The organism is Erwinia aphidicola, from assembly GCF_014773485.1.
In the GTDB taxonomy this organism is placed as follows: Bacteria; Pseudomonadota; Gammaproteobacteria; order Enterobacterales; family Enterobacteriaceae; genus Erwinia; species Erwinia aphidicola.
Genome location: NZ_JACXBP010000006.1, coordinates 398,703 through 422,344, shown reverse-complemented (window position 1 = coordinate 422,344; position 23,642 = coordinate 398,703). Strand labels below are relative to the sequence as shown.

Annotated in this window: 12 protein-coding genes and 1 tRNA gene; 10 read left to right on the top strand and 3 right to left on the bottom strand. The window is 59.6% G+C overall.

Going from position 1 to position 23,642, the window contains the following annotated elements:
- The 3 genes from ID864_RS16825 to ID864_RS16815 all read right to left on the bottom strand — a co-directional run.
- Nucleotides 1–7,890 (bottom strand): two-partner secretion domain-containing protein (locus tag ID864_RS16825; RefSeq protein ID WP_191150155.1); only part of this gene is annotated, 7,890 nt, incomplete at its 3' end.
- Between the two features lie 76 nt (nt 7,891–7,966).
- Nucleotides 7,967–9,697 carry a ShlB/FhaC/HecB family hemolysin secretion/activation protein gene (locus ID864_RS16820; RefSeq protein ID WP_191150154.1) on the bottom strand — a complete coding sequence of 577 codons (1,731 nt, stop codon included), beginning with the start codon at nt 9,695–9,697 and terminating at the stop codon, nt 7,967–7,969.
- Nucleotides 9,698–9,878: 181 nt separating this feature from the next.
- Nucleotides 9,879–9,954: transfer RNA gene (locus ID864_RS16815), tRNA-Asn, on the bottom strand.
- A gap of 512 nt (nt 9,955–10,466) precedes the next feature.
- Between ID864_RS16815 and ID864_RS16810 the strand changes: the two genes are divergently transcribed.
- The 10 genes from ID864_RS16810 (at nt 10,467) to ID864_RS16765 (ending at nt 23,630) form a co-directional block, all read left to right on the top strand.
- Nucleotides 10,467–11,390 (top strand): sugar ABC transporter substrate-binding protein, encoded by a 924-nt coding sequence (locus ID864_RS16810; RefSeq protein ID WP_048915643.1) that lies wholly within the window; start codon nt 10,467–10,469, stop codon nt 11,388–11,390.
- A 32-nt stretch (nt 11,391–11,422) separates the two neighbouring features.
- Nucleotides 11,423–12,907 (top strand): sugar ABC transporter ATP-binding protein, encoded by a 1,485-nt coding sequence (locus ID864_RS16805; RefSeq protein ID WP_048915644.1) that lies wholly within the window; start codon nt 11,423–11,425, stop codon nt 12,905–12,907.
- Between the two features lie 18 nt (nt 12,908–12,925).
- Complete coding sequence (locus tag ID864_RS16800; RefSeq protein ID WP_133623366.1) at nt 12,926–13,957, top strand: ABC transporter permease; 1,032 nt, start codon at nt 12,926–12,928, stop codon at nt 13,955–13,957.
- Nucleotides 13,958–14,304: 347 nt separating this feature from the next.
- Nucleotides 14,305–15,222, top strand: a complete 918-nt coding sequence (gene nac, locus ID864_RS16795) for a nitrogen assimilation transcriptional regulator NAC (RefSeq protein ID WP_048915648.1) — start codon at nt 14,305–14,307, stop codon at nt 15,220–15,222.
- Between the two features lie 147 nt (nt 15,223–15,369).
- Complete coding sequence (gene cbl / locus ID864_RS16790) at nt 15,370–16,326, top strand: HTH-type transcriptional regulator Cbl (RefSeq protein ID WP_048915649.1); 957 nt, start codon at nt 15,370–15,372, stop codon at nt 16,324–16,326.
- 371 nt (nt 16,327–16,697) lie between these two features.
- The gene (locus ID864_RS16785; RefSeq protein WP_191150153.1) at nt 16,698–18,155 is read left to right on the top strand and encodes an NAD-dependent succinate-semialdehyde dehydrogenase; all 1,458 of its coding nucleotides are present in this window, start codon (nt 16,698–16,700) and stop codon (nt 18,153–18,155) included.
- A 357-nt stretch (nt 18,156–18,512) separates the two neighbouring features.
- Complete coding sequence (locus tag ID864_RS16780; protein WP_191150152.1) at nt 18,513–19,982, top strand: aldehyde dehydrogenase family protein; 1,470 nt, start codon at nt 18,513–18,515, stop codon at nt 19,980–19,982.
- 43 nt (nt 19,983–20,025) lie between these two features.
- On the top strand, nt 20,026–20,694 hold the full coding sequence (locus ID864_RS16775) for a haloacid dehalogenase type II (RefSeq protein ID WP_048915651.1): 669 nt from the start codon (nt 20,026–20,028) through the stop codon (nt 20,692–20,694).
- Between the two features lie 19 nt (nt 20,695–20,713).
- On the top strand, nt 20,714–21,991 hold the full coding sequence (locus tag ID864_RS16770) for an NAD(P)/FAD-dependent oxidoreductase (protein WP_048915652.1): 1,278 nt from the start codon (nt 20,714–20,716) through the stop codon (nt 21,989–21,991).
- 34 nt (nt 21,992–22,025) lie between these two features.
- Nucleotides 22,026–23,630 (top strand): ABC transporter substrate-binding protein, encoded by a 1,605-nt coding sequence (locus tag ID864_RS16765; RefSeq protein ID WP_191150151.1) that lies wholly within the window; start codon nt 22,026–22,028, stop codon nt 23,628–23,630.
- Nucleotides 23,631–23,642 lie beyond the last annotated feature (12 nt).

Genomic DNA, 23,642 nt, shown 5'->3' with positions numbered 1-23,642 from the left:
GTCAAGCGTCAGGTTTTTGCCCGCCTTCAGCTGGCTGCCGGATATTGCGATATCGCCGCTTTGCGCGGCGTTATTCTTACCGGTTGCCGTTATCGACAGGTTTTGCCCGGCGTTGAGCGTGCTGCCCTGCGACTGGCGGCTGTCGGTGCGAGTTTCGCTCTTCGACGACTGGCTGCCCCAGGAGGCGGTAACGCCAACGGTGTTGGTGGCCCCCTGCGCGGCACCTTTATCACCCGACTGCAGGCCGGCTGCGGCATTTTTCGCATCCGCCGCCCCGTTCAGGGCGTCGTCACGCGCCCAGGCCTGTGCAGCCTGCACGCCGGACAGCGCCGCTTTGGTGTTTTGCAGCGCGTTCAGGCGTCCGTCGCCTTCCTTTCTTGCCTGCTGAGCCGTGCTGACGGCGGTGTTGAGCGCGCTGCCCACGCTGCCCGACAGCGCCAGGTTAAGCCCGCTCTGCTTCTGCTCGAAGGTTTCCCGGCGGGTGCGCTGGTCGTAGCCGGGGTCGATAGCCACGCTGTCACCGCTCAGCGCCAGATCTTTGGCCGCCACCAGGTCGGCGCCGCCGATGTGCAGCTGGTTGCCTGCGGTGATGCTGACATTGCCCTGGCTGCTGCCGACGGTGCTGACGCTTTGGCTCTGGGTCCTGCCTTTCTCGTCGACTTCGTGTTTGCTCGACTGCTTACCAATCGTAAAGCCGATGCCGCCGCTGCCCAGCAGGCCGCTCTTTTTCTTCTCATCCAGCCGGTAGTGGGTGTCGGTCTCGGTGGCCGCACCGATATCAACGTTATGTCCGGCCTGCAGGTTCACATCGCGGTCGGCAGCAATCGCCGACCCGGTGACCGTCAGGTCATTGCCAGCGCTGACGCTGACGCTCTCCCCGCTGAGCAGGGTACCTGTCTCGCGCGTGGTGGCGTCATGCGCCACGCTGTGGCTGCTGCTTTTTTTCAGGAAGCCCTTTTTCTGAGACCGTTCTTCACTGAAGGTTGACTCGCGTTCGGTGGCGGTATTGAGGGTCACATCCTGCTTCGCCTGCAGGGCGATGGCGCCCTGGTCGCTGTGCAGGGCGCTGCCGGTGACGGTGACATTGCCTTCACGCCCGATAACCGTGACCCCTTGCTGACCGCTGAAGGTGCTGCCGCTGCTGGTCTCGCGTGTGGTTTGCTCGATGCGATGGCTTTTAGTCTTGCCCTCGCGTTTGTTTTCGCTGTCCTGGTCCTGCGTGTGGGTCCGTGCGTCCTTAATCGTCACGTCCTGCGCGCTGATGCCGATGCGGCCCTCTTTGCTGGCAACCTGTGCGCCTTCGGCCAGCAGCTGGTTGCCTGCCACCAGGGTGACGCCCTGGTCTCCGCCGAGTGCGCTTAATGCCAGGCGCTGTTCCTCACGGCTGTTGCTGACTGACGAAGTCCGGCTGTTGGCGTCCAGGTGCGTGCTATTGCTGGTCTTATCGGCAAGGAGGTTGATATTACCCCCGGCCTGCACGCCCAGCTGGCCGCCTGCCTGAAGCTGGCTGCCCGTCAGCGTCACGTCACGCCCGGCATTGAGCGTGAGATTGCCGCCGGCGTTAAGCTCGCTCCCCAGCGCCTGCTGCCATTCGCCGCTAACCTGCGCCATCCGGGAGCCGGCCGCCTCCGTGCCGCCGCGTGTACGGTTGCCCATTGAGCCGGAGATAACCCCGAGGTCAGCCGTGTGGCTGCTTCTGGCGGTGGTAATGGTCAGATTGTTGCGCGCGCTCAGGCTGAGAGTATCTGTTGCAGTCAGCTTGGCGCCCGCAAGACCGATATCAGTGCCGCGCAGGCTGATGTCGTCGGCACTCATCGTCGCCTGGCGCAGCGCGTCCTGCAGGTTGCTGCTCATCGACAGGGTGTCTGCCTGCACGTCAATGCTGCCGGCCTTGATGTCACCACCCTGATGCATGAACTGCCCGGCGTCGACCGTCAGGGCCTTGTCGGCAAACAGGTTGCCGGCGTTGGTGATGCTGCTGGCCGAGAGCTGCAGATTGCCGCCGCCAATCACCGCGCCATCCCCGCTCAGGCGCAGCGTGCTCTGCGCCAGGTAGACTTTCGGTACCCACACCGTTTGCGGGCCGTCGGCCGTTTGCACCGTCTCGCTCACCAGCCAGACGATGTCCTGCTGCAGCGCGGCTATCTGCTCCGGCGTCAGGGCCACGCCGGGCACCAGATGGAAGTCCTGTGCGACCTGGCTACCGTTGTTCATCAGCTGCTGGTACTGCGCCATCGCATCTTCCCCCTTGACGGACGCTTTACCGGTGAGTGCCAGCACCTGCTCACGCACCAGGCGCTGCTCGTAAAAACCGTCGCCCAGGCGTTTGTGCACCTGCGCCGGGTCATAGCCCACCCGGTCGAGCAGGTAATCGCTGCTGATAAACTTATCGCGGTTGGTAAAGCGTTCGTCGGTGACCACCAGGAACGGGCTGGCGGGCGCCGTATGCTGGGCAAAAAGGGCGTTATTGGGAATGGCGGTCGCCACATTGCCCAGATGCTGTAACTGGGTAAGCGCCAGCTCGGCCGGCAGCAGCGGGCGCCCCAGCGGCGAGGAGGGGGTGGCGCCCGGCGCAAGCGCGGTGTCGCCAACCACGGGGGCAGCACCTTCAACCGTAAAGGCCAGCGGGTTGCGCTCCAGTTCGGCACGTTCGGCGTCTACGGCGTTTAATGCCGACTCAAGCCGGCTGATTTGCGCCTGGTTTACCGTGGTGTTGGTCATGCTGGCGCCGTTGATGGTCACCGTGCCGTTGCCGGTAATAATGCCGTCAACGGTAGTCAGCGCCGTGGTTTCATCGCGGTTGAACGTCGGATACCAGTGATGAGTGTCCTTGTCGTAATGGTCGACAATCACTGACTGGCGCCGTTCATTGACCGAGTAACCGCGGTTGTCCACGCTGCCACCGCCATCCTGCGTCAGGTTGCCACCGGCGGTGATGACGCTGGCGTCATTGAGCAACTGCCCGGTAATGCGCAGCAGCATATTGCCGCCTGCCAGAATGCGCGCGCCGATGCCTTCGGAAACCAGCCTGTCGCGGGTCACCGTGCCGCTCTCGGTACGTTCGCGGAAATTGTTGTAATCGGTAATAAACGGTGCGCTGTCGATATCAATGTGCTTTTCGGGGTCCCAGGTCAGCACCTGCGTCCAGTCGTGCTCCCAGTGGAAGCCGTTTTGATAGGGCGTCGGGATGGTTGCCAGCTGGTTTCCCCCACGCGTTTCATAGAACGTCATCGCGTAGCTGCCGTCGGCATTCGGCTTAAGCGCCAGGTAGTTAACCCACAGGTCGGTCAGCTGGCCTTTATTATCTTTTACGCGCACCTGCGCACGCTTGCCCGCCGCATCAATGGCCAGTAGGGTGCCGTAGCGGTTGCTCTGCGCCGCCGCATCATCCTGGAAAGTCAGCTGCTGGGTGGTCGGTGCCATGGTGCTTTTATCGGGGTTGACGGCCGAACCATAGGTGCGCCAGTAGTAGTTGTAGCGGTGCCACTTGTAGTCGCTCTTTTCGGCATCGCGCTGGATCTCCAGACCTTCGCGCAGATTGTCCAGCCGGCGGGCCTCGACGGCCAGGTCGCCGTCCGCTTCGATAAAGCTCGCCCGGTTCTCAATCAGGTCATCGCTGTGAAGCGACAGGCTGTCGCCGCTGTAGAGCAGGGCGCCATCCCGGTTGTTCAGGCGCTCCCCGGCCTGCAACGTCAGGCGGTGGGTCGCTGCGATGACCGCAGGCTGGCCGTGGTTGTCGAGAGCACGCGCGCGCACGGTGATATCGTCGCCCATCAGCGCCGCGGCGTTGTCCAGGGTATCGACGTTCATCGTCATGGTATCCGCTTCAATGCGCCCGCTGTTTTGCAGGGTCCCGGTCGTCAGTTGAAGTGTCTTGCCCACCAGGACCGCCGGATTGGTGATGCTGGCCGCATTGAGGATGAGTTCGCCCGGTAGCAACCAATCCGCCAGGTTGGTAAAGGCACCGCTCAGGGAGAACGTCACCTTACCGTTGCTGCTGACGGTTTCGCCCGCGGTGCGGGTGTAATCCTGCTGCGCGCTCAGCGTGAGCGACTGCAGCCCGAGCAGGGTGCCGCGCTGATTTTCCAGGGTGCGCGTATGCAGGGTCAGGTCACCGGCACTCTCTATCCGTCCACCCTGATTGAGCAGGGCGAGCGGTGAGTCGCTCGGCGACAGTCCGCCGTTAATGGCGATATTACCGTTGGCAAGGAGTTGTCCCTGGCGGTTATCCAGCGTGGCGACATCCGTGAAGGTGAGGGTGCCCGCACTTTGCAGCCGTCCCGCTGCGTTGTCGATGTCGCGCGCGCGGATGCCGGTGTGGGTGGTGCCCAGGATCAGGCCGCCGTCGCGGTTGTTCAGGCTGTCAGCTTGCAGGTCAAGCGACGCCTGGCTGCTGATCGTCCCCTGAGCGCTGTTGTCCAGCGCGTCCGCCCTGAGCTTCAGCGCCTGCATGGCGACGAGCTGGCCGCCCTGGTTATTCACCCGCGTGGCGTCAAGCGTCAGCGATGCCGCGCTGTGAACCTTGCCCTGCTGGTTGTCAAGCCGCGCAATGTGATAGGTGCCTGCACCCTGACCGATCAGCGTGCCGCCGGCGTTGTCCAGCTGTGCCGTGGCCAGGTCAATGTCACCGCGGCTGCTGAATACGCCCTGTCGGTTATTGATATTGCCCGCCGTGACCCGCTGGTCACCGTTGCTGCGTATTGTCCCGCCAGTATTATCAAGCAGGCTGAGGATGCGCAGCGTCAGCGCCTGCCGGGCGTCTGTCGTGCCGCCGGCATTGTTCAGGGCCTGTGCGTCAAGCGACAGCGCGTCGCCGCTCTGCAGCCTGCCGCCACGGTTATCCAGTTCGCCGTTCAGGTTCAGGCGCAGCAGCTTCTGACTGTACAGCTGACCGTTTTGGCTGTTGTTCAGGCTCAGGGCGGCAATGTTCAGTGCCTCTCCCGCCAGCCACTGGCCGCCCGCATTGTTGATTGCCCCGGCATGGGCATCCGCAGTCGAGCCCTGCACGGCAAGCACCCCCTGCGCGGAAACCTTGCCGCCGTGGTTATCGATATCCTGCGCCACGTGCAGCACCAGGTCCGCCGCCGACTGCAGGGCGCCTTGCGCATTGCCCAGCCAGTTCGCTGCAAGCTGCGCATCCTGCTGGCTTTGCACGCTGCCCTGCGCGTTGTCAAAGCTGCCGCTGACGGCGTGCCAGCTGCCCTGGCTGCCCATCCAGCCACCAACATTGACAATGTACTGCGCGTTGAGCGTTTGCGACAGCTGACTGAAAATACGTCCCTGACCGTTATCCAGCTTCCCGCTGAACTGCATGTCCAGGCTGTCCAGCGCGTTGATAGCCCCCTGAGCATTCAGCAGGTTTGCAGCGCGCACCCAGCTGCTGCCGCTGCCGGTCAGGGTACCGCCCTGGTTGTTCCATTCCCCGTCAAGGCTGAGTGACAGTGCGTTCTGGCTGTAAATCCGCCCCGACTGACGGTTGTTCAGCCGTCCGCCCTGCAGGGTCAGGGCGCCGCCGCTCTGCAGCGAACCGCCGTCATTGTCAAACAGGCTGGCCGCGCCTGCGTTGACCCTGAGTGCCTGCTGCGCGGTCAGCTTGCCGGTGCGGTTAAGGATATCGCCTGAACTCTTCAGGCTAAGGTCACCACCGGACTGCAGCCTGCCGCCAGTATTGTCGAGCGACAGCGCACTGGCGTTGACCTGATGGCCGCCCTGGGCGGTACCGCCACGATTATCCCAGTCGCCCCCGGCGTTTAACGCGAGGCCATTTCCGGCTTCAAGCCAGCCGCCGGCATTGTTCAGCCCCTGCTGCGCTGTCAGGGTGACATCGTTTTGGGCGACGATCTTACCCAGGGCGTTATTCAGACTGCCGGTCGTCAGCATCAGCGACTGACCGCTGATTTCACCCTTGCCATTCGCGAGCAGCCCCGTCGCGCTGAGGGTGAGCTGGCCGCCGCTCAGGGTGCCGGACTCGTTGCTGACATCACCGCCCGCGCTGAGCGTCAGGGCGTTACCGGCCAGCAGGTTACCACCCGCGTTGCTGACCGCGCCGGAGGTGGTCACCGCCAGCGCGGCCTGGGTTTTTACCGTGCCGTTCTGATTGTCCAGACTGCCGGCGTCAAGCCGCAGGTCGCCGTTGCTGCCGATCTCGCCGCCCGCATTGTCGAGCAGGCCACTGACTCGCCACTGCTGCGCCGCGTTATCGAGTGCCAGCAGGCTGCCGCGCGAGTTGGTCAGCGCCGCCGCGCTGAAACTGAGCTGGCGGCTTTCTATGGTGCCGTCACTGTTGTCCAGCCGTCCCGTCAGCGCGAAGCGACTTTCACCACTTCCCGTCTGGGACCAGGTAGCCTGCTGGTTGAACAGGTTGTTCGCAGTGACGTCCCAGCGGCCGGCCTTCACCTGAGCCTGGCGCGCATCAATATCAGCGGCGGTGTTGATGACCAACTGTTTGCTGTCTATCGCTGAATCTCGCAGCGCCGCGCCGCCTTCCCGGGCGTTTAGCCGGGCACGGCTGGCCGCGACGTGCGCGCCGCTGATGTCGACCCGGCGTCCGCTCACATCAACCTCTTTTTTACTGAGCAGGCTGCCGCTGGCGCGAATATCGCCCTGGCTTTCCAGGCGCAGGCTGGCATCGCGGTTGATCTGGCTATTGGCATCGCTGCCCGCCAGAAGGTGCCCGCTGCTCGCTATGCCGCGAGCGGCGTTGAGCTGCACATCACCCGCCGCGGCGAGAGTGCCTGACTGCGTCAGCTTACCCTCGCGGCTCTGTACGGAGAGTTGGCCGCCGCCGTGTAATTTACCCTGATAGTCGACGGCGTCTCTGGCTGCCATCCTGATATCGCCACCGGCCTGCGTGGCCGCATTTTGCGCATCTGATTGCCAGCTGAGCCTGCCCTCACTGCTGACGGTCAGCGTCTTGCCCGCCTGAACCTGCGCGTTCTGATTGCGCACGCCCACCCCGGCTTCGGTGCCTATCATGCGGATACTGCCGCTGTACATGCCGCCCATCTGGCCCATGTCTATCGCCATCTGGGGCTTAGCGCTGCCGTTATCTGAGAGCGGCGCCACGCTTTTTCCGTCCGCGCTGATACGGTTGCGGCCGGCGACCACCGAGACTTCCTCTTTGGCCCAGACCCCGGCGTTAACCTTTACCGCACGGGCGAGGAGGTCGACGTACCCGGTATCATGCCGGGCGTCACCGTTGAGGCCGCCCCCTTCAACGCTTATCACGCCGCGCTCAACCTGGTACCCCGCCAGGCTGCCGTCTGCGTTCATCTGCGGCTTGCCGGTGGTCAGCGTCATGCGCCCGGCGTTGATGGTGCCGCAGCCGTTGCACACAATGCCGGCAGGGTTAGCCACAATCACCTGCGCCTTGCCGCCGGCTACTTCCAGAAAGCCACGCAGCTGGCTGGGATTATTGCTGTTCACTTCATTGAGGATCACTCGCGCCGGCGCGCTATTGGGATTGAGATTGGGGTTGCCCTGGATCATGCCGGCCATCTGGGTGGAGGTCATCACCGCCGAGTTGTTGAGGATGGCACCTTTGTGATCGACGTCGAACTGCTGATACTGGTTATGCGACACCCCGGCCTGGTTAGGGGCGGTGATATTGACCTGCGGCAGGCCGTTCTGGGTGGCGATCACCTCCGGCCGCTGGCCGGGCGCGGCGCTGCCGTCGGCCACAATGCCGCTGGCCATCACCGGCGCGGCAAACATTGCCAGCCCCAGCAGCCATACCGCACGCCGCAGGGTCACCCATAAACGGTTCTCCCCCGCGATGCCGACACCGCGATGCTGTCCGGGTTCGCTGCTGCAGCTGCGGGCCAGTTCGGATACGACCCGCAGCTCTCCGTGGGTGCGGCTAAATATCAGGCGATAGCAATGTTTGTTCATGAGGTTCTTCCCTGAGTAAAGTCAGTCCGTTTCGTCCATTGTCAAAAAAGGGGGCGTAATCACGCCCTGCCGGGTTTCAGATTTCCAGATTAACGCTAAAGCCTGCCGTGGCACCCGAGGTGTGGAAGCCTGCTGGCTTGTAGATCGGCAGGCCGGCAAACAGGTCATAACTGAACCGGCCCCACAGCGCGCCGCGTACGCCAACCGCGCTGCCCGCAAGCTGGTGACCGACCAGGTATCGGGTACCCGGGCCGTCTACCCGCCCATAGTCGGCCGCGAGGTAGAGCTCGTGGCCGCGTGCGAATACGTTCCAGGCGATATCGTTACGCCAGAGCAGGCCTTTTTCCCCGGACAGCACCTGTTCGCCGTCAAAGCCACGCACCGTGTAACGTCCGGCAATCGCCATGCGCTCCTGGGGCGTCAGCGCGTTCGGGCTCCACTGCCCGCGCAGGCTGGTGTAAATCCGCCACGGTTGCCCACCCAGGGTAAAGGGCTGATTGATACTCAGGTCCCCGAGCACGATCCCCGTGCGAGCGCTGCCTTCATGACGCGACTCTTCCGGGGCGGGAAGGGCGTTGAACGCGCCGGTCCCGCGCCGCCAGCTGATATTTGCGTCCAGAGTGGTGGTCCCAAGGTAGCTGCGCTGGTTAAGCCCCAGCTCCCAGCCGGCGGTGCGCCGCTTCTGCTGTTCGATATCGATGTCGTTTACGGCGTTAGTCGAGTGCCTGCGGTAGCCGCGCAGGTTGAGCGTGATTTTGTGCGACTGGTCGCGGTACAGCAGCCGGGAGAGCGTCAGCTGAGCGTTGTCGCTTTTACCGCTGTAACGCAGCACTTCGTTGGCGTTGGGGATATTCTGGTGGTAGGTGTAGTCGTTGTAATTGGCGGCAACACCCCAGTAGCCCAGCGGGAAAAAGTAGTTCAGGGTGTGCGAGCGGTTGCCAAACGGCCCGTGCTGGAACAGATCTTTACCCACGTTGGCGTAAAAGAGGTCGTTCTGCGCAAAGGGGGCATCAAGGGCTAACGTGGCGGAACCCAGATACCGCCCGGTACTTTTAGAGCCGCTGTCATCCAGCCCCAGGCTAAGCCGCACCGGCCGGGCTTCCTGCCAGTTGACCAGCAGGTCGCTGGTGGCATCTTGCCTGCCGGGGACGATTTTGATATCGGCCGCGGCGCTGGGCACCCGCCGGAAATTCTCCAGCCCCTGCTCAATGTCGCGTAGATTCAACATGTCGCCCGATGAGGCGGGGAGGGCGTTCCACAGTCGTCCGCGCCACGAAACGGGTTGCTCAAAGCGTATCTCCCCGATGCGCCCGGGCTGCAGGGTCAGGGTCAGCACGCCGGTGGTCAGGTCCTGCTCCTGCGCCATCACGCGGGTGGTGACCCAGCCTTTAGCCAGTATGGCGTTTTGCACCTGATTAATGACCAGCACAATGCCCTGGCCGCCCAGGCAGCGCCCTTTGGCGTCAGCGGCGGCTTTCAGCGCCCACTGAAAACGCCCGGCAGACTCACCGACCAGGGCGATGCGGTTGATGGTAAAACAGGGGTGCTCGTCAGCGGGATATTGGGTTCGCTCAAGCTCAGGGCGGGCAAGGCGCACATCGGACTGCGGGTTATTTTGGCTTTGCAGGGCGCGCTCGCGCTCTTGCTGGCGCTGCTGTTCGCGCGCGTCAATAGCGGAAGCAGCCCGGTCGGGCGCGTCGGATGGCGTGGCAGCCAGTAACGGGGAAGCGCCAGCGAAGAGCAGCCCGGCGAGAATACGTCTCAGCGTCTTGGGTGGACAGACGTCCGCAGGAAAAGTCCGTTTCATGAAAATCCGTTTCATAAAGTTTAAAGGTGTGTGAACTGCGACAGGTTACTGAGCAGGCAGCGGGTAAATCAAGCAATTTTTTGGGGAGAGGGGAGACTAAAGAAACATCGGGAGGTTTTTCACGCGGGCTTGTTGAACCTGGATAGCAACAGGATCCATACAGTGCGATGAGAATAGAATTTGGCTCCTCTGACTGGACTCGAACCAGTGACATACGGATTAACAGTCCGCCGTTCTACCGACTGAACTACAGAGGAATCGTGTGAACGGGGCGCATGTTAACGGCGTGCCTGCGAAATGTCAAAGTACCAATCGACAACCTGAGTGCGTTTGCTGACAAAAGCAGCGTTCTGATACTTTTCCTTTATTTCTGCTCGTTCCTCAATCTCTGCGCCAGATCTCACTTTCCCGCCTTTCCCTTGCCGATGTTAGAGGTGTGTCAAATTTTTGTTATTTGCTGATTTTAAAACATGCGTTTCGATGCTTTCATAGTGAAAGTTTCAGTTGGTGTGATTATGAAACAAAAAAACTGTTTTGCGATGACGCCAGCGGGGATGCGCAAAGAAGGTGGTGTGAGTTTTAACTAACCTGTTGTTTATATAAATAAAAGACAGACCCGATTAGCCGTACCCTGAAAGAGAGTATTACCCGAAATAGTCACCCCCTACATTTTAATAAAGCCGTCGGTGAAGTTGAGTGAATGTAAAAGAAATTTTTCATTCGCCGTATCAGCGAACCTTCGCATGCTAACGATAATAAGGGCTTTGCCATGAACGTGAAAAAAACAATTTTAGCGTCACTGTTAGTGTGTATGTTACCTGTCACCAGCTTTGCCAAAGATCTCCAGATTGGCGTCTCTATGGCACTGTTTGATGACAACTTTTTAACTATCGTGCGCAACTCAATCAACAATGAGATGAAGGCAGAGAATGTTAAAGGCCAGGTAGAAGACGCTAAAGGCGATGTCGCACAGCAGCTGCAACAGGTTCAAAACTTCATCGGCCAGGGCGTCGATGCCATCATCGTTAACCCGGTAGATACCAACGCCGTTAAACCCATTGTTGATCTCACCACCAAAGCCGGCATCCCGCTGGTGTTCGTCAACCGCAAACCCGCCACTACCCTGACCGGCAAAATGGCCTTCGTCGGTTCTGACTCCGAGCTGGCAGGCCGCCTGCAGATGGAAGCGCTGGCAAAACGCATGAACTACAAGGGTAACGTCGCCATTCTGTTAGGTGACCTCGCCAACGAAGCCACGCGCGAGCGTACCAAAGGCGTGGAAGCCATTGTGGCGAAATATCCTGGCCTGAAAGTGGTACAGAAACAAACCGCGAAATTCACCCGTAACGATGCGGTAGACGTCACCAGTAACTGGCTGACCGCGGGTGATGATATCCAGGCGATTGCGTCAAACAACGACGAAATGGCGATTGGTGCGCTGCAGGCATTAGGTAAAAACCCTAATAACATCCTGGTGGCGGGCGTCGATGGCACACCGGATGCGTTGCAGATGATTAAGAACGGCAAGATGGTTGCCAGCGTATTCCAGGACGCTAAAGGTCAGGGCGAAGGTGCCGTACAGACCGCTGTGAAGCTGGTGAAAGGTGAGAAAGTGCAGCCGATTGTTGATATTCCCTTCCAGCTGATCACCAAAGAGAACTACGAGAAGTTCACCAGTAAAAACCAGAAATAACGTTCTCTGAACCGGTTGTACGGAGGTAGTAAATGACCGCATATGCGCTAGAAGCCGAAGGCATCAGCAAATTTTTCCCGGGCGTTAAGGCGTTAAGTAACGTCTCGTTTCGAATCAAGCCGGGAACGGTGCATGCTCTGATGGGGGAGAATGGTGCGGGGAAATCCACCTTAATGAAGTGCCTCATTGGGATCTACCGTCCCGATGAGGGGCTGATCCGCATTAAGGGTGAACCCGTACAGTTTACCGACACGCTGGATGCGCTGCGGTCGGGAATTTCCATGATCCACCAGGAGCTGAATCTGGTACCGCATATGACGGTCGCCGAAAATATCTGGCTGGGTCGCGAGCCGATGAAATTCGGCTTCGTTGACCACGGCAAGCTCAACCGCTTAACCAAAGATCTGCTGGTTAAGCTGAATATTCGCCTGCGTCCCGAGCAGATGGTGGGCGATCTCAGTATCGCCTCCCAGCAGATGGTGGAGATCGCCAAAGCGGTGTCGTGGAACTCAGACATCGTCATCATGGATGAACCGACATCGGCACTGACGGAAACCGAAGTGGCGCATCTGTTCACCATTATTCGTGACCTGCGTTCGCAGGGAAAAGCCATCATCTATATCAGCCACAAAATGGATGAAATTTTTGCCATTACCGATGAAGTCAGCGTGTTTCGTGACGGCGCTTGGGTCGGCAGTAACGAGACGGCCAACTACACGCGTCAGTCGCTGATTACCCAGATGGTCGGGCGTGAGCTCACTCAGCTGTTCCCGAAAACTGACAGCAATATCGGTGAAGATGTGCTGACGGTGCGTAATCTGACGCGCAACGGCGTATTCCAGGACATCAGCTTCAGCGTGCGACGCGGTGAGATCCTCGGCGTCGCCGGGCTGGTGGGTGCCGGCCGCAGTGAAGTGATGGAAAGCCTGTTTGGTATGACCTCGACAGACAGCGGCGAGATCCTGATCGACGGCGTACCGACCACCATCGATTCCCCGGCCAGCGCGATTGAAAAAGGCCTCGCCTTCCTGACGGAAGACCGTAAGAAGTCGGGCCTGTTCCTTGTGCTGTCGGTGATGGAGAACATGAGCATCGTCAAAATGACTGACTACAGCGCCAAAGGCGGCTTCGTCAATCATGGCAATATGGCGAAAGACTGCCTGGAACAGATTAAGCGCCTGAATATCAAGACGCCGACCATGGACCAGATTATTAACAACCTCAGCGGCGGTAATCAGCAGAAGGTGTTAATCGCCCGCTGGCTGCTGGCACAGCCGAAAATCCTTATCCTTGACGAACCTACCCGTGGCATTGACGTCGGTGCGAAGGCGGAGATCTACCGCCTGATCAGCGAACTGGCGAGCCGGGGCGTCGCCATCATTATGGTCTCCTCTGAACTGCCGGAAATCATCGGTATGAGTGACCGCGTGATGGTGATGCACGGTGGACGTATTACCGGCATCCTCGATAAAGAAGACGCCGACCAGGAAACCATTTTGTCATTGGCGTCCGAATAAGGGCGTGAGGTAAACAACATGAGTGAGATGAAAATGACAACGCAACAGTCGGCTGAAGCGCCATCGTTTTTTGATAATGTTAAAAGCAAGCTGCCCAAAGATACCGGTATTTTTGTGGTGATGGTGGGTATCGCGCTGATTTTTGAAGCCTTCGGCTGGTATGTACGCGATCAGTCATTTCTGATGAACCCGAACCGCCTGGTGCTGATTGTGCTGCAGGTAGCCATTATCGGGATTATCGCGGTGGGGGTAACGCAGGTCATTATTACTACCGGTATCGATTTATCCTCCGGCTCGGTCATTGCGCTGACGGCGGTGGTTGCGGCCAGCCTGGCACAAACCTCGGAAAGCCTCTCGCCCATGTTCCCGTCACTGGTGGATATGCCGGCGGTACTGCCGATAGGGGCGGGGATCGGGGTGGGCATTCTGTGCGGTATCGTTAACGGCGTGCTGATCACCAAAACCGGCATCCCGCCGTTTATCGCCACGCTGGGGATGATGGTTTCCGCTCGCGGTCTGGCACAGTATTACACCCAGGGTAACCCTATCAGCTTCCTGTCCGACGGCTTTACCTCCATCGGTCAGGGTGCAATGCCGGTGATTATCTTCCTGGTTGTCGCGGTTATCTTCCATATCGCGCTGAAACACACCCGCTACGGTAAATATGTCTACGCCATCGGCGGCAATATGGTTTCTGCCAAAGTTTCCGGTATTAACGTCAATAAGTATCTGATTATTGTCTACACCATTGCCGGTGGGCTGTCCGGCCTGGCCGGGGTCGTGCTGGCGGCGCGCGTCAGCAGCGGGCAGTCAAGTATGGGCCTGGGCTACGAGCTGGATGCCATCGCTGCGGCGGTTATTGGTGGCTCAAGTCTGATGGGTGGCGTCGGGCGCATTACCGGCACGCTGATCGGTGCGGTGATCCTCGGCCTGATCAAGAGCGGCTTTACCTTCGTCGGTGTCGATGCCTACGTGCAGGACATTATCAAAGGGATGATTATTGTCGCCGCAGTATCGATTGATATGTACCGCAACCGTAAAAAACGCTAACAGGCTACAAAATTGCAGGGGTCGACCTTTTGGTCCGGTCGACCCTTAAGAGGGATACTACCTCTCTACACATAAGTCAGAGACCTGCACATCCTCAACGCATTTTCTGCACCATCGGCGTGCAATCCCGTCAACTGCTCTGACCTGCCAGATATCAATCTCATTAATCTCTGCGCCAGCGGTAATCAGATTCTCTTATTTTACCGCCTGTTAGCGCCCCCTTTACCTGAGCGCGAAGCCGTTAGGAAAATTCTGGCACGCCGCTTGCAATCCTGATTGGGTCAGAGTGAAAACTTATTATAAATCGCCAGCGCTGCTGGCATTCGGGGATACGCGACGGAGGCATTATGAACTTAAGACGACTGAAGTATTTCGTAAAAATCGTCGACATCGGCAGCCTGACTCAGGCTGCAGAAGTCCTGCATATTGCACAGCCTGCGCTGAGCCAGCAGGTGGCCACGCTGGAAAATGAACTGGACCAGCAGCTGCTGATCCGCACCAAGCGCGGCGTGACGCCTACCGAAGCGGGTAAAATCCTCTATTCCCACGCTCGTACGATTTTACGCCAGTGCGAGCAGGCACAGACTGCGGTAATTAATGCCGGGCAGGCGCTGAGCGGGCAGGTCTCGATTGGCCTCGCGCCGGGTACGGCCGCCTCCTCACTGACCATGCCGCTGCTGCAAACCGTGCGTGAACAGTTCCCGGACGTGCTGGTGTACTTACACGAAAACAGCGGGGCTTCACTAAACGAAAAAGTGATGAATGGACAGCTTGACATGGCGGTGCTGTACGATCGTGCGCCGACGGCCGGCATCACCAGCATTGCGCTGATGAAAGAGGAATTATATCTGGTGGGCGCCAGCACTTGTCCGGGGCAAAGCATCGATCTCGCCGACGTTGCCGAGATGAACCTGTTCCTGCCGCGTGACTACAGCGCCGTGCGCAAACGGGTTGATGAAGCGTTCTCCCTGCGCCGCCTCAGCGCGCGTATTATCGGTGAGATAGAGTCCATCGCCACGCTGACCTCGGCAGTTTCCAGCGGTATGGGGGCGACGGTATTGCCAGAGTCCGCGGCGCGCGCGCTGGTCAGCTCGACCAATGCCTGGATGGCGCGGATTACCAGCCCGACGCTGAACCTGCCGCTCTCTCTTAACGTCTCTGCCCGTGAACCCCTGTCGCCGTCGGCGCAGGCGGTGAAAAACATTCTGCTGTCGCTGCTTAATAAGCCGGTGGTGGAAGATCGCGAGCTGATGCTGGTCAGTTAACTCCCCTTTGTGCCGGGCGCGCAGTCGCGCGCCTCACCGCCCGCCTTATCGCTAAAAAGCATATAAAACCTCTTTTTATTATTTGTTGCTATCAATTTGCATCCTTAACATGATGTAAACCAGCAGATAACCGAGAGAGGAACGCACGTGAATTTTCAGCAACTTAAAATCATTAAGGAAGCGGCACGCTGCGAGTTTAATCTCACCGAAGTGGCTAATGCGCTGTTCACCTCCCAGTCTGGAGTCAGCCGCCATATACGTGATTTAGAAGATGAACTGGGCGTAGAGATTTTTATCCGCCGCGGCAAACGCCTGCTCGGCATGACCGAACCGGGTAAAGCTCTGCTGACCATTGCCGAACGCATTCTGGATGAAGCTGGAAAAGTACGTCGCCTGGCCGATGTCTTTACTAACGAATCGAGCGGCGTCCTCACCATCGCCACCACCCACACCCAGGCACGTTATAGCCTGCCGAAAGTGATCAAGGCCTTCCGCGCGCTCTATCCGAATGTCCGTCTCGAACTCAACCAGGGTTCTCCGCAGGAGATCGTCTCAATGCTGGTGGCGGGGGAGGCGGATATCGGCATCGCCAGCGAGCAGGTGGTCAACAACCCGGCGCTGGCGGCTTTCCCGTGGTTCAGCTGGCATCACGCGCTGCTGGTGCCGAAAGGGCACGAGCTGGAGCAGCAGCAGCCGGTTTCCCTGGCGGCGCTCAGCCGTTATCCGCTGATCACCTACCGCCAGGGGATCACCGGGCGCTCCCGCGTGGATCGCGCCTTCCACAGTGCCAGCCTGAAGCCGGATATTGTGCTGAGCGCCCAGGACTCCGACGTGGTGAAAACCTATGTTGAACTGGGATTAGGCGTGGGGATTCTGGCCGATCAGGCCTGCCAGCTGGATGAGCATTCGCAGCTCACCCGGCTGGAAGCACGCCATCTGTTTGAGTCAAACACCGTGTGGCTTGGCCTGAAGCGCGGCCAGCTGCAGCGTAATTTTGTCTGGCAGTTCCTCGAGCTGTGCAACGCCAATCTGTCACTGGAAGAGATCAAGCGCCAGGCACTGTCGCTGAACGAAGAGGAAACGGTGATCGATTTCCAGATTTAACGGCAAATCGCAGAACAGCAGGGGCCGATCCGCTTTTTCGATTGGCCCTTTCACACAGCGGGTTGACCGGAAAAGAAGGTCAACCCCTACAAAAATACGGTGTTCACAGACAGTCCTTTGACACAGCGGGTTGACCGGAAAAGAAGGTCAACCCCTACAAAAAATACGGTGTTCACAGACAGTCCTTTGACACAGCGGGTTGACCGAAAAAGAAGGTCAACCCCTACAGGTGATGGCGATGACACCGGCCACGGCATAAAATTTCGTTTCCCCGGCGAAAACCCCTTTACGCGCGCTCCCCCACACTGTGATAACGCAGCATTGATTGCCGCGCCTCCGTTAAAGTGAAATGAACTTATTAAGGAGACGCTATGCTCGCACAACGTTTACAGGACGCTACTCTGCTGCGCCAGCAGGCTTTTTTTAACGGTGAATGGCAGGGCGCGCTCAACGGCGAAACGCTGCCGGTCACCAACCCGTCAACCGGCGAAGTGCTCTGTACTATTCCGGCGCTCGGCGCTCAGGAAACCGAGCAGGCGATAGCCTTTGCCGATGCGGCACGTAAAAGCTGGGCGAAGACGCCGAACGCGCAGCGTGCGCTGCTGCTGGAGAAATGGCATCAGCTGATCCTCGACAATGCTGACGACCTGGCCACCATCATGACCGCCGAGCAGGGCAAACCGCTGGCGGAAGCCAGGGGCGAAGTGCTGTACGGCGCGGGTTTTGTGAAGTGGTTTGCTGAAGAAGCACGCCGCATTTATGGCGACACCATTCCGGCACCGAGCGATGACCGCCGTATCCTGGTGCTGAAGCAGCCGGTTGGCGTCGCCGCCGCCATTACCCCGTGGAACTTCCCGATTGCGATGATCACCCGCAAGGTTGCCCCGGCGCTGGCCGCAGGCTGCCCGATCATCGTTAAGCCGTCGGAGCTGACCCCGCTGTCGGCGCTGGCGCTGATCGCACTGGCGCAGCGCGCAGGCATCCCGGCTGGGGTATTGCAGATTGTCACCGGCTTACCCAAAGAGATTGGTGAAACCCTGACCGGCAGCCGCACGGTGCGGAAAATCTCCTTCACTGGCTCGACGCGCATCGGCCAGCTACTGATGCAGCAGAGCGCGGACAGCATTAAGCGCCTGAGCCTCGAGCTGGGCGGTAACGCACCGCTGATCGTCTTTGACGATGCCGACCTCGAGATTGCTATCAGCGGGGTGATGATGAGTAAATTCCGCAACGCCGGGCAAACCTGCGTCTGCGCCAACCGCATTCTGGTACAGCGTACTATCTACCCGCGCTTTGCCGCCCGCCTGCTGGAAGAGGTGGACAAGCTGAAAGTGGGCGATGGTTTTGCCGACGGCAGCACCATCGGCCCGCTGATCAACGCGGCGGCGGTAAGCAAAGTGAACGGCCATATTGAAGATGCGCTCAGCCACGGCGCCGAGCTGTTAACCGGCGGCATCAGCAACGGTAACGGCACCTTCGTGGCGCCGACGGTGCTTGGCGGCGTCACCCGCGCCATGCGCATTGCCGATGAAGAGACCTTTGGCCCGGTCGCACCGCTGTTTATTTTTGACACAGAAGAAGAAGCGATAAATATGGCGAATGATACCCCTTACGGTCTTGGGGCTTATTTCTTCACCGAAGATATTCGCCGCGCATGGCGAGTAGGAGAGTCGCTGGAATTTGGTATGGTCGGTTTTAATACCGGCTCTGTTTCTTTAGAAGTGGCGCCGTTTGGTGGAATTAAACTCTCCGGCGTCGGGCGCGAAGGCTCGCGCTACGGCATTGAAGAATATCTCGAATCAAAAGCGTTTCATTTCGGCAGTCTTTAAAAGCTAAATAAAGTTTAAGCGTTAAAAAAGGCCTGCACCCGAAAAGGTGCGGGCCTTTTTTATAAATAAACCCGTGGCTTAATGAAAGCCTGACAAAACGTCCGCGCTGAATTGGTGCAAGTTTAGTACCGGATTCACCGCGCTGGTGCATTCGTTTTGTGATGAAAATCATCTATTTAAATAGTCGGCTTAACTGGAAAAAAACCACCGTCATTACGGCACAAAATTTTTTTCACCCCGCTTTTACGCATTATTATTTTTTCCCAGGGCTGGCATACTTTCTGCATTGCTTAATACAAATGCAATATTACTCAGTACCAGAAAGCATTAGTTAGCAGGCTAAATAAGGAACACACCATGCTCAGTTTTAACCCGGATAAAATTGCACTTCCCGCAGGACATTTCATTAATGGTCAGCATATTCGCGGGCAGGGTGAGCAGCTGGCGGTCAAGCGTCCTTCCGATGGCCTGCTGGCGGGGGAGCTGTACCAGGCGGATGCGGCGCTGGTTGATGAAGCGGTCAGCGTGGCGGATAGCGCCGCACGCGCCAGCGGCTGGGCCAGCTGCCCGCCGCGCCAGCGCGCTGCAGTACTGACACGCTGGGCGGACCTGATTGAGTCCGATCCGCTGCTGGCACAGCTGGAGTCGCTTGGCTCTACCCGCCCGATCCATGACGTGGTTAATCACGAGATCCCCTTTACTGCCGAAGCGATTCGCTTCTACGCGGAGTGTGCCGACAAATACAGCGGTGACGTGCTGCCGACGCGCGATGCCAGTCTTGGCATGCTGGTGCCGGAGCCTTACGGGGTAATCGGGGCGATTACGCCATGGAACTTCCCGCTGTCGATGGCCTCGTGGAAATGCGGTCCGGCGCTGGCAGCAGGAAATGCCGTGGTGCTGAAACCTTCCGAGCTGACGCCGTTCTCCACCGTGCGCATGGCGGAGCTGGCGCTGCAGGCGGGCCTGCCAGCCGGGGTGCTGAATATTATCCAGGGCGGCGGGGCGGTTACCGGCAGCGCGCTGGTGGTGCATCCGCTGGTGCGCAAAGTCTCTTTTACCGGTTCAACCGCCACCGGCGCACGCATTATGAGTGACGCGGCGTTTAACGGCATGAAGCCGGTCACGCTGGAGCTGGGCGGCAAAAGCCCGCAGCTGGTGTTTGACGACTGCGGCGATATTGGCGAAGTGGCCGGGCGCATCCTGCGCGGCTTCACCGCCAACGGCGGCCAGGCCTGCGTGGCCGGAACCCGCCTGATTGTGCAGCGCGGCGTGCACGACGCGCTGATTAGCAAACTGATTGCGCTGTGCCAGGGCTTCCGCGCCGGAGTGACCTGGGACGAAAGCAGCCGCTATGCGCCGATGATTGACCAGCGCCAGGCGGCGAAGGTCGAATCGGTGGTCAGCAGCGCACGCCAGCAGGGTGCGGAAGTGCTGGTGGGCGGGCAGCGCTTTGCAGATACCGGAGAGGGCTATTTCTGGCAGCCGACGCTGCTGGCGGGGGTGACCAACGATAACCCGGCGGTGCAGGAGGAGATCTTTGGTCCGGTGCTCACCGTGCAGATTTTCGATGAGGAAGCCGAAGGCCTGGCGCTGGCTTCCCACCCCACCTACGGCCTGTGCGCCGGGGTACACACCAAAAATATTGATCGTGCGCTGCGGGCGATGCGCGGCATTGCCGCTGGCACCGTGTGGATCAACCGTTATGGCCGCTCCGGCGACTTCATCATTCCGACCGGCGGCTTCCACGGCTCCGGCATTGGCAAAGATCTGGGCCGCCAGGCGTTCGAAGCCTGCCAGCGATACAAAAGCGTACTGATCGACTTCTAGTCACTGATTTCATCCATAAACCGAACTCTAAAGAGGTAGCGTAATGGCTGTGTTTAAACCGAAATACATCACCTTCGACTGTTACGGCACGCTGATCAACTTCGACATGGCCGGTGCCGCCGCCGCCGTGTTCGCCGATCGCGTCAGCCCGGACCGTATGGAGGCCTTCACCACCGACTTCTCTCACTACCGCATGGATGAAGTGCTGGGCGCATTTAAGCTCTATCCGCTGGTGGTGGCTAACGCGCTGTACCGCACCTGCAACAAATGGGGCGTGGAGTGTACTGACCAGGATTGTGCTGCAGTGATGACCGCCTGCGCAACCTGGGGGCCGCATCCCGACGTGCCGGCAGGCCTGGCCACTGTTGCCAAAGCGTTTCCGCTGGTGCTGCTGACCAACTCCACCGATGAGCTGATCAAAAATCATGTGCCGCGCCTCGGAGCCCCGATCCACATGACTATCACCGCCGAAGAGGTCGGTGCCTATAAGCCGCAGATGAAGGGCTTCGAGTACATGCTCAACAAGCTGAACTGCGGGCCGGAAGAGATCCTGCACGTCTCCAGCAGCCTGCGTTATGACCTGATGACCGCCTATGACCTCGGCATCAAAAACAAAGTGTTTGTTAATCGCGGTCACGGCCCGGGCAACCCGGCCTACGAGTACACCGAGATTAAAGATATTGGCGGACTTCCTGGCGTAGTAGGGCTGTAAGCCTCAGAGGAGCAGAGCGATGAAACTGGAATCATTCTGGCAGGCAACGGCACCCGCATTCACCGGTGCAGCGACAGGCGACCTGCCTGCCACCGCCGATGTGGTGGTAATTGGCGGTGGTTTTACCGGCATCTCGGCGGCGCTGAACCTGGCGCGCAGCGGGGTGAACGTGGTGGTGCTGGAAGCGGGCGAGGTGATGAGCCAGGCATCCGGCCGCAACGGCGGCCACTGTAACACCGGGGTGGCGCAGAACTTTTCGGCACTGGTGGAGAGCCAGGGCGTGGAGCAGGCGACGCGCTACTACCGGGCGTTCGCCGATGCGGTCGATTACGTGCAGAGCGTGGTAGCTGACGAGCAGATCGACTGCGACTTCCGCCGCTGCGGCAAGCTGAAGCTGGCCAGCAAGGCCTCACACCTGCCGTCGCTGGTGGCGGCGTGCGAGATGATGAAACGCCACGTCGACCCGGATGTTGAAATCCTCAGTGCCGACGATGTGAAGCGGGAAATCGACTCGCCCGCCTTCCACGGCGGGCTGTTACAGCGCCACGGCGGGCAGATGCACATGGGCAAATTCGGCGTGGGGCTGGCCGAAGCCGCTGCCCGTGCCGGCGCCGCCATCTATCCGCAGCGTGCCGTTACCGGCCTGACGCGCCTCAACGGCTACCGTCACCGCGTCAGCACCGCGCAGGGCGATATCGTTGCTGAGAAAGTGCTGATGGCCACCGGCTGCTCCAACATCGGTCCGTTTGACTGGTTCCAGCGCCGCATCATTCCGGTCGGCAGCTTTGTTACCGTCACCGCACCGCTGCCCGACTCTTTATTACAGCAGATCCTGCCGGGTGACCGTACCTACGTCACGTCGCTCAATCTGGGCAACTATATCCGCACCACCGCCGATCGGCGTCTGGTGTTTGGCGGACGGGCGCGCTTCGCCGTCAGCAGCCCGACCTCCGACGCCAAAAGCGGCGATGTGCTGAAAGCCGGCATGCAGAAGATGTTCCCGGCGTTGGGTGATGTACCGATTGATTACTGCTGGGGCGGGCTGGTGGATATGACTGCCGACCGCCTGCCGCACGCGGGTGAGCACGAAGGGGTGTTCTATTCGCTCGGCTACAGCGGGCACGGTACCCAGATGTCAGTGTGGATGGGGCGGGTCATGGCGGACCTGGTTGCAGAAAAAGCCAATAACAATCCCTGGCAGCGCAGCGCCTGGCCTGCGGTTCCCGGCTACTTTGGCAAACCGTGGTTCCTGCCTGTCGCGGGTCTCTACTATAAGGCGAAGGATCGCTTCTCTTAACGATTTCAACCATAACGATTTTGAGGGTGTGCAGATGAGTAAATTTCGCAAAGAATTTAGCCGCGTTAACCCGAATTTGACCCAGGCGATAACGGATGTTGCCATTTCACGACGCGGCATGATGAAGCTGCTGTCCGCCGGCGCGGTGATGAGTACCGGCCTGATCGGCTTCCCGGAGTTCAGCTTCGCGGCGGAAACCCCGGTAATGGGCGGCAAGCTGCGTGCGGCGGTGGCGAATGCCTCAGCCAGCGATACCCTCGACCCGGCCAAAGGCAGCAACAGCGGCGACTACTGCCGCCAGTTTATGTTCTACAGCGGCCTGACCGAGCTGGATAAAAACCTCAAGGCGCAGCCCGCGCTGGCGGAGTCATTTGACAGTACCGACGGTATCAACTGGCGCATCAAACTGCGCCCGGGCGTCACCTTCCACGACGGCAAAGCCCTGAGCGCCGCCGATGTGGTTTACTCTCTCAGCCGCCATAAAGATCCGGCGGTGGCCTCGACGGTGATCACCCTCGCCAGCCAGATGAAAGAGATTAAAGCGGTCAGCCCGACCGAGGTCTCGATCGTGCTGGAGCAGGCCAACGTTGACCTGCCGTCTATCCTCGCCACCAGCTCGTTCCTGATTGTGCAGGACGGCACCAAAGACTTCAGCAAAGCCATCGGCACCGGGCCATTCGTCCTGAAGGCGTTCCAGCCGGGTGTGCGTACCCTGGGCGCGAAGAACAAAAATTACTGGAAGCCGGGCCTGCCGCACCTCGACGAAGTGGAGCTGATGGGCGTCACCGATCCGGCGGCGCGCGTCAATGCGCTGATGTCCGGCGACCTGCATATCGTCTCTACGCTCTCCGCTAACGATGTGAAACGCCTGAAGCAGAACGGGCAGTTCACCATCATGGAGAGCAAGTCCGGCATGTACAGCGACCTGATTATTCGCACCGATAAAGCGCCTGGCAGCAACCCAGATTTCGTGCTGGCAATGAAGTATCTGCAGCCGCGTGAAATGATCGTGAAAACCGTGCTGCAGGGCTTTGGTACCGTCGGTAACGATACCCCGGTTCCGCCGTGGCACCCGATGTTCAATAAGGATATCCCGCAGCGCCCGCTGGATCTCGACAAAGCGAAATTCCACCTGAAAAAAGCCAATATGGTCGGCGCGAAGGTGGAAGTGATCACCACGCCAAATATCGAAGGGGCGGTAGAAGGCGGCCAGCTGCTGCAGCAGATTGCCCGTAGTGCGGGTCTCAACGTTGCGGTGCGCCGCGTGCCGTATGACGGCTACTGGTCGGCGCACTGGATGAAAGATCCGGTCGGCTACGGCTCAATTAACCCGCGCCCGACGCTGGATATGCTGTTCTCGCAGTTTTACCAGTCCTCGGCGCCCTGGAACGAATCCGGCTGGAAAAACGCCCAGTTCGATCAGCTGCTGAGCGCCGCCCGCGGCGAAAGCGACCAGGCGAAGCGCAAGCAGATGTATGGCGACATGCAGCAGCTGGTGTACGACAACTGCGGCACCCTGATCCCGGCCTTTATCAGCACCATGGATGGCTGTAGCAATAAGGTGAAAGGGGTGGAGGCCTGGCCATCGGGCATGATGATGGGTTACCGCTTCCATGAGTTCGCGTGGCTGTCGGCTTAATCTCTACACACT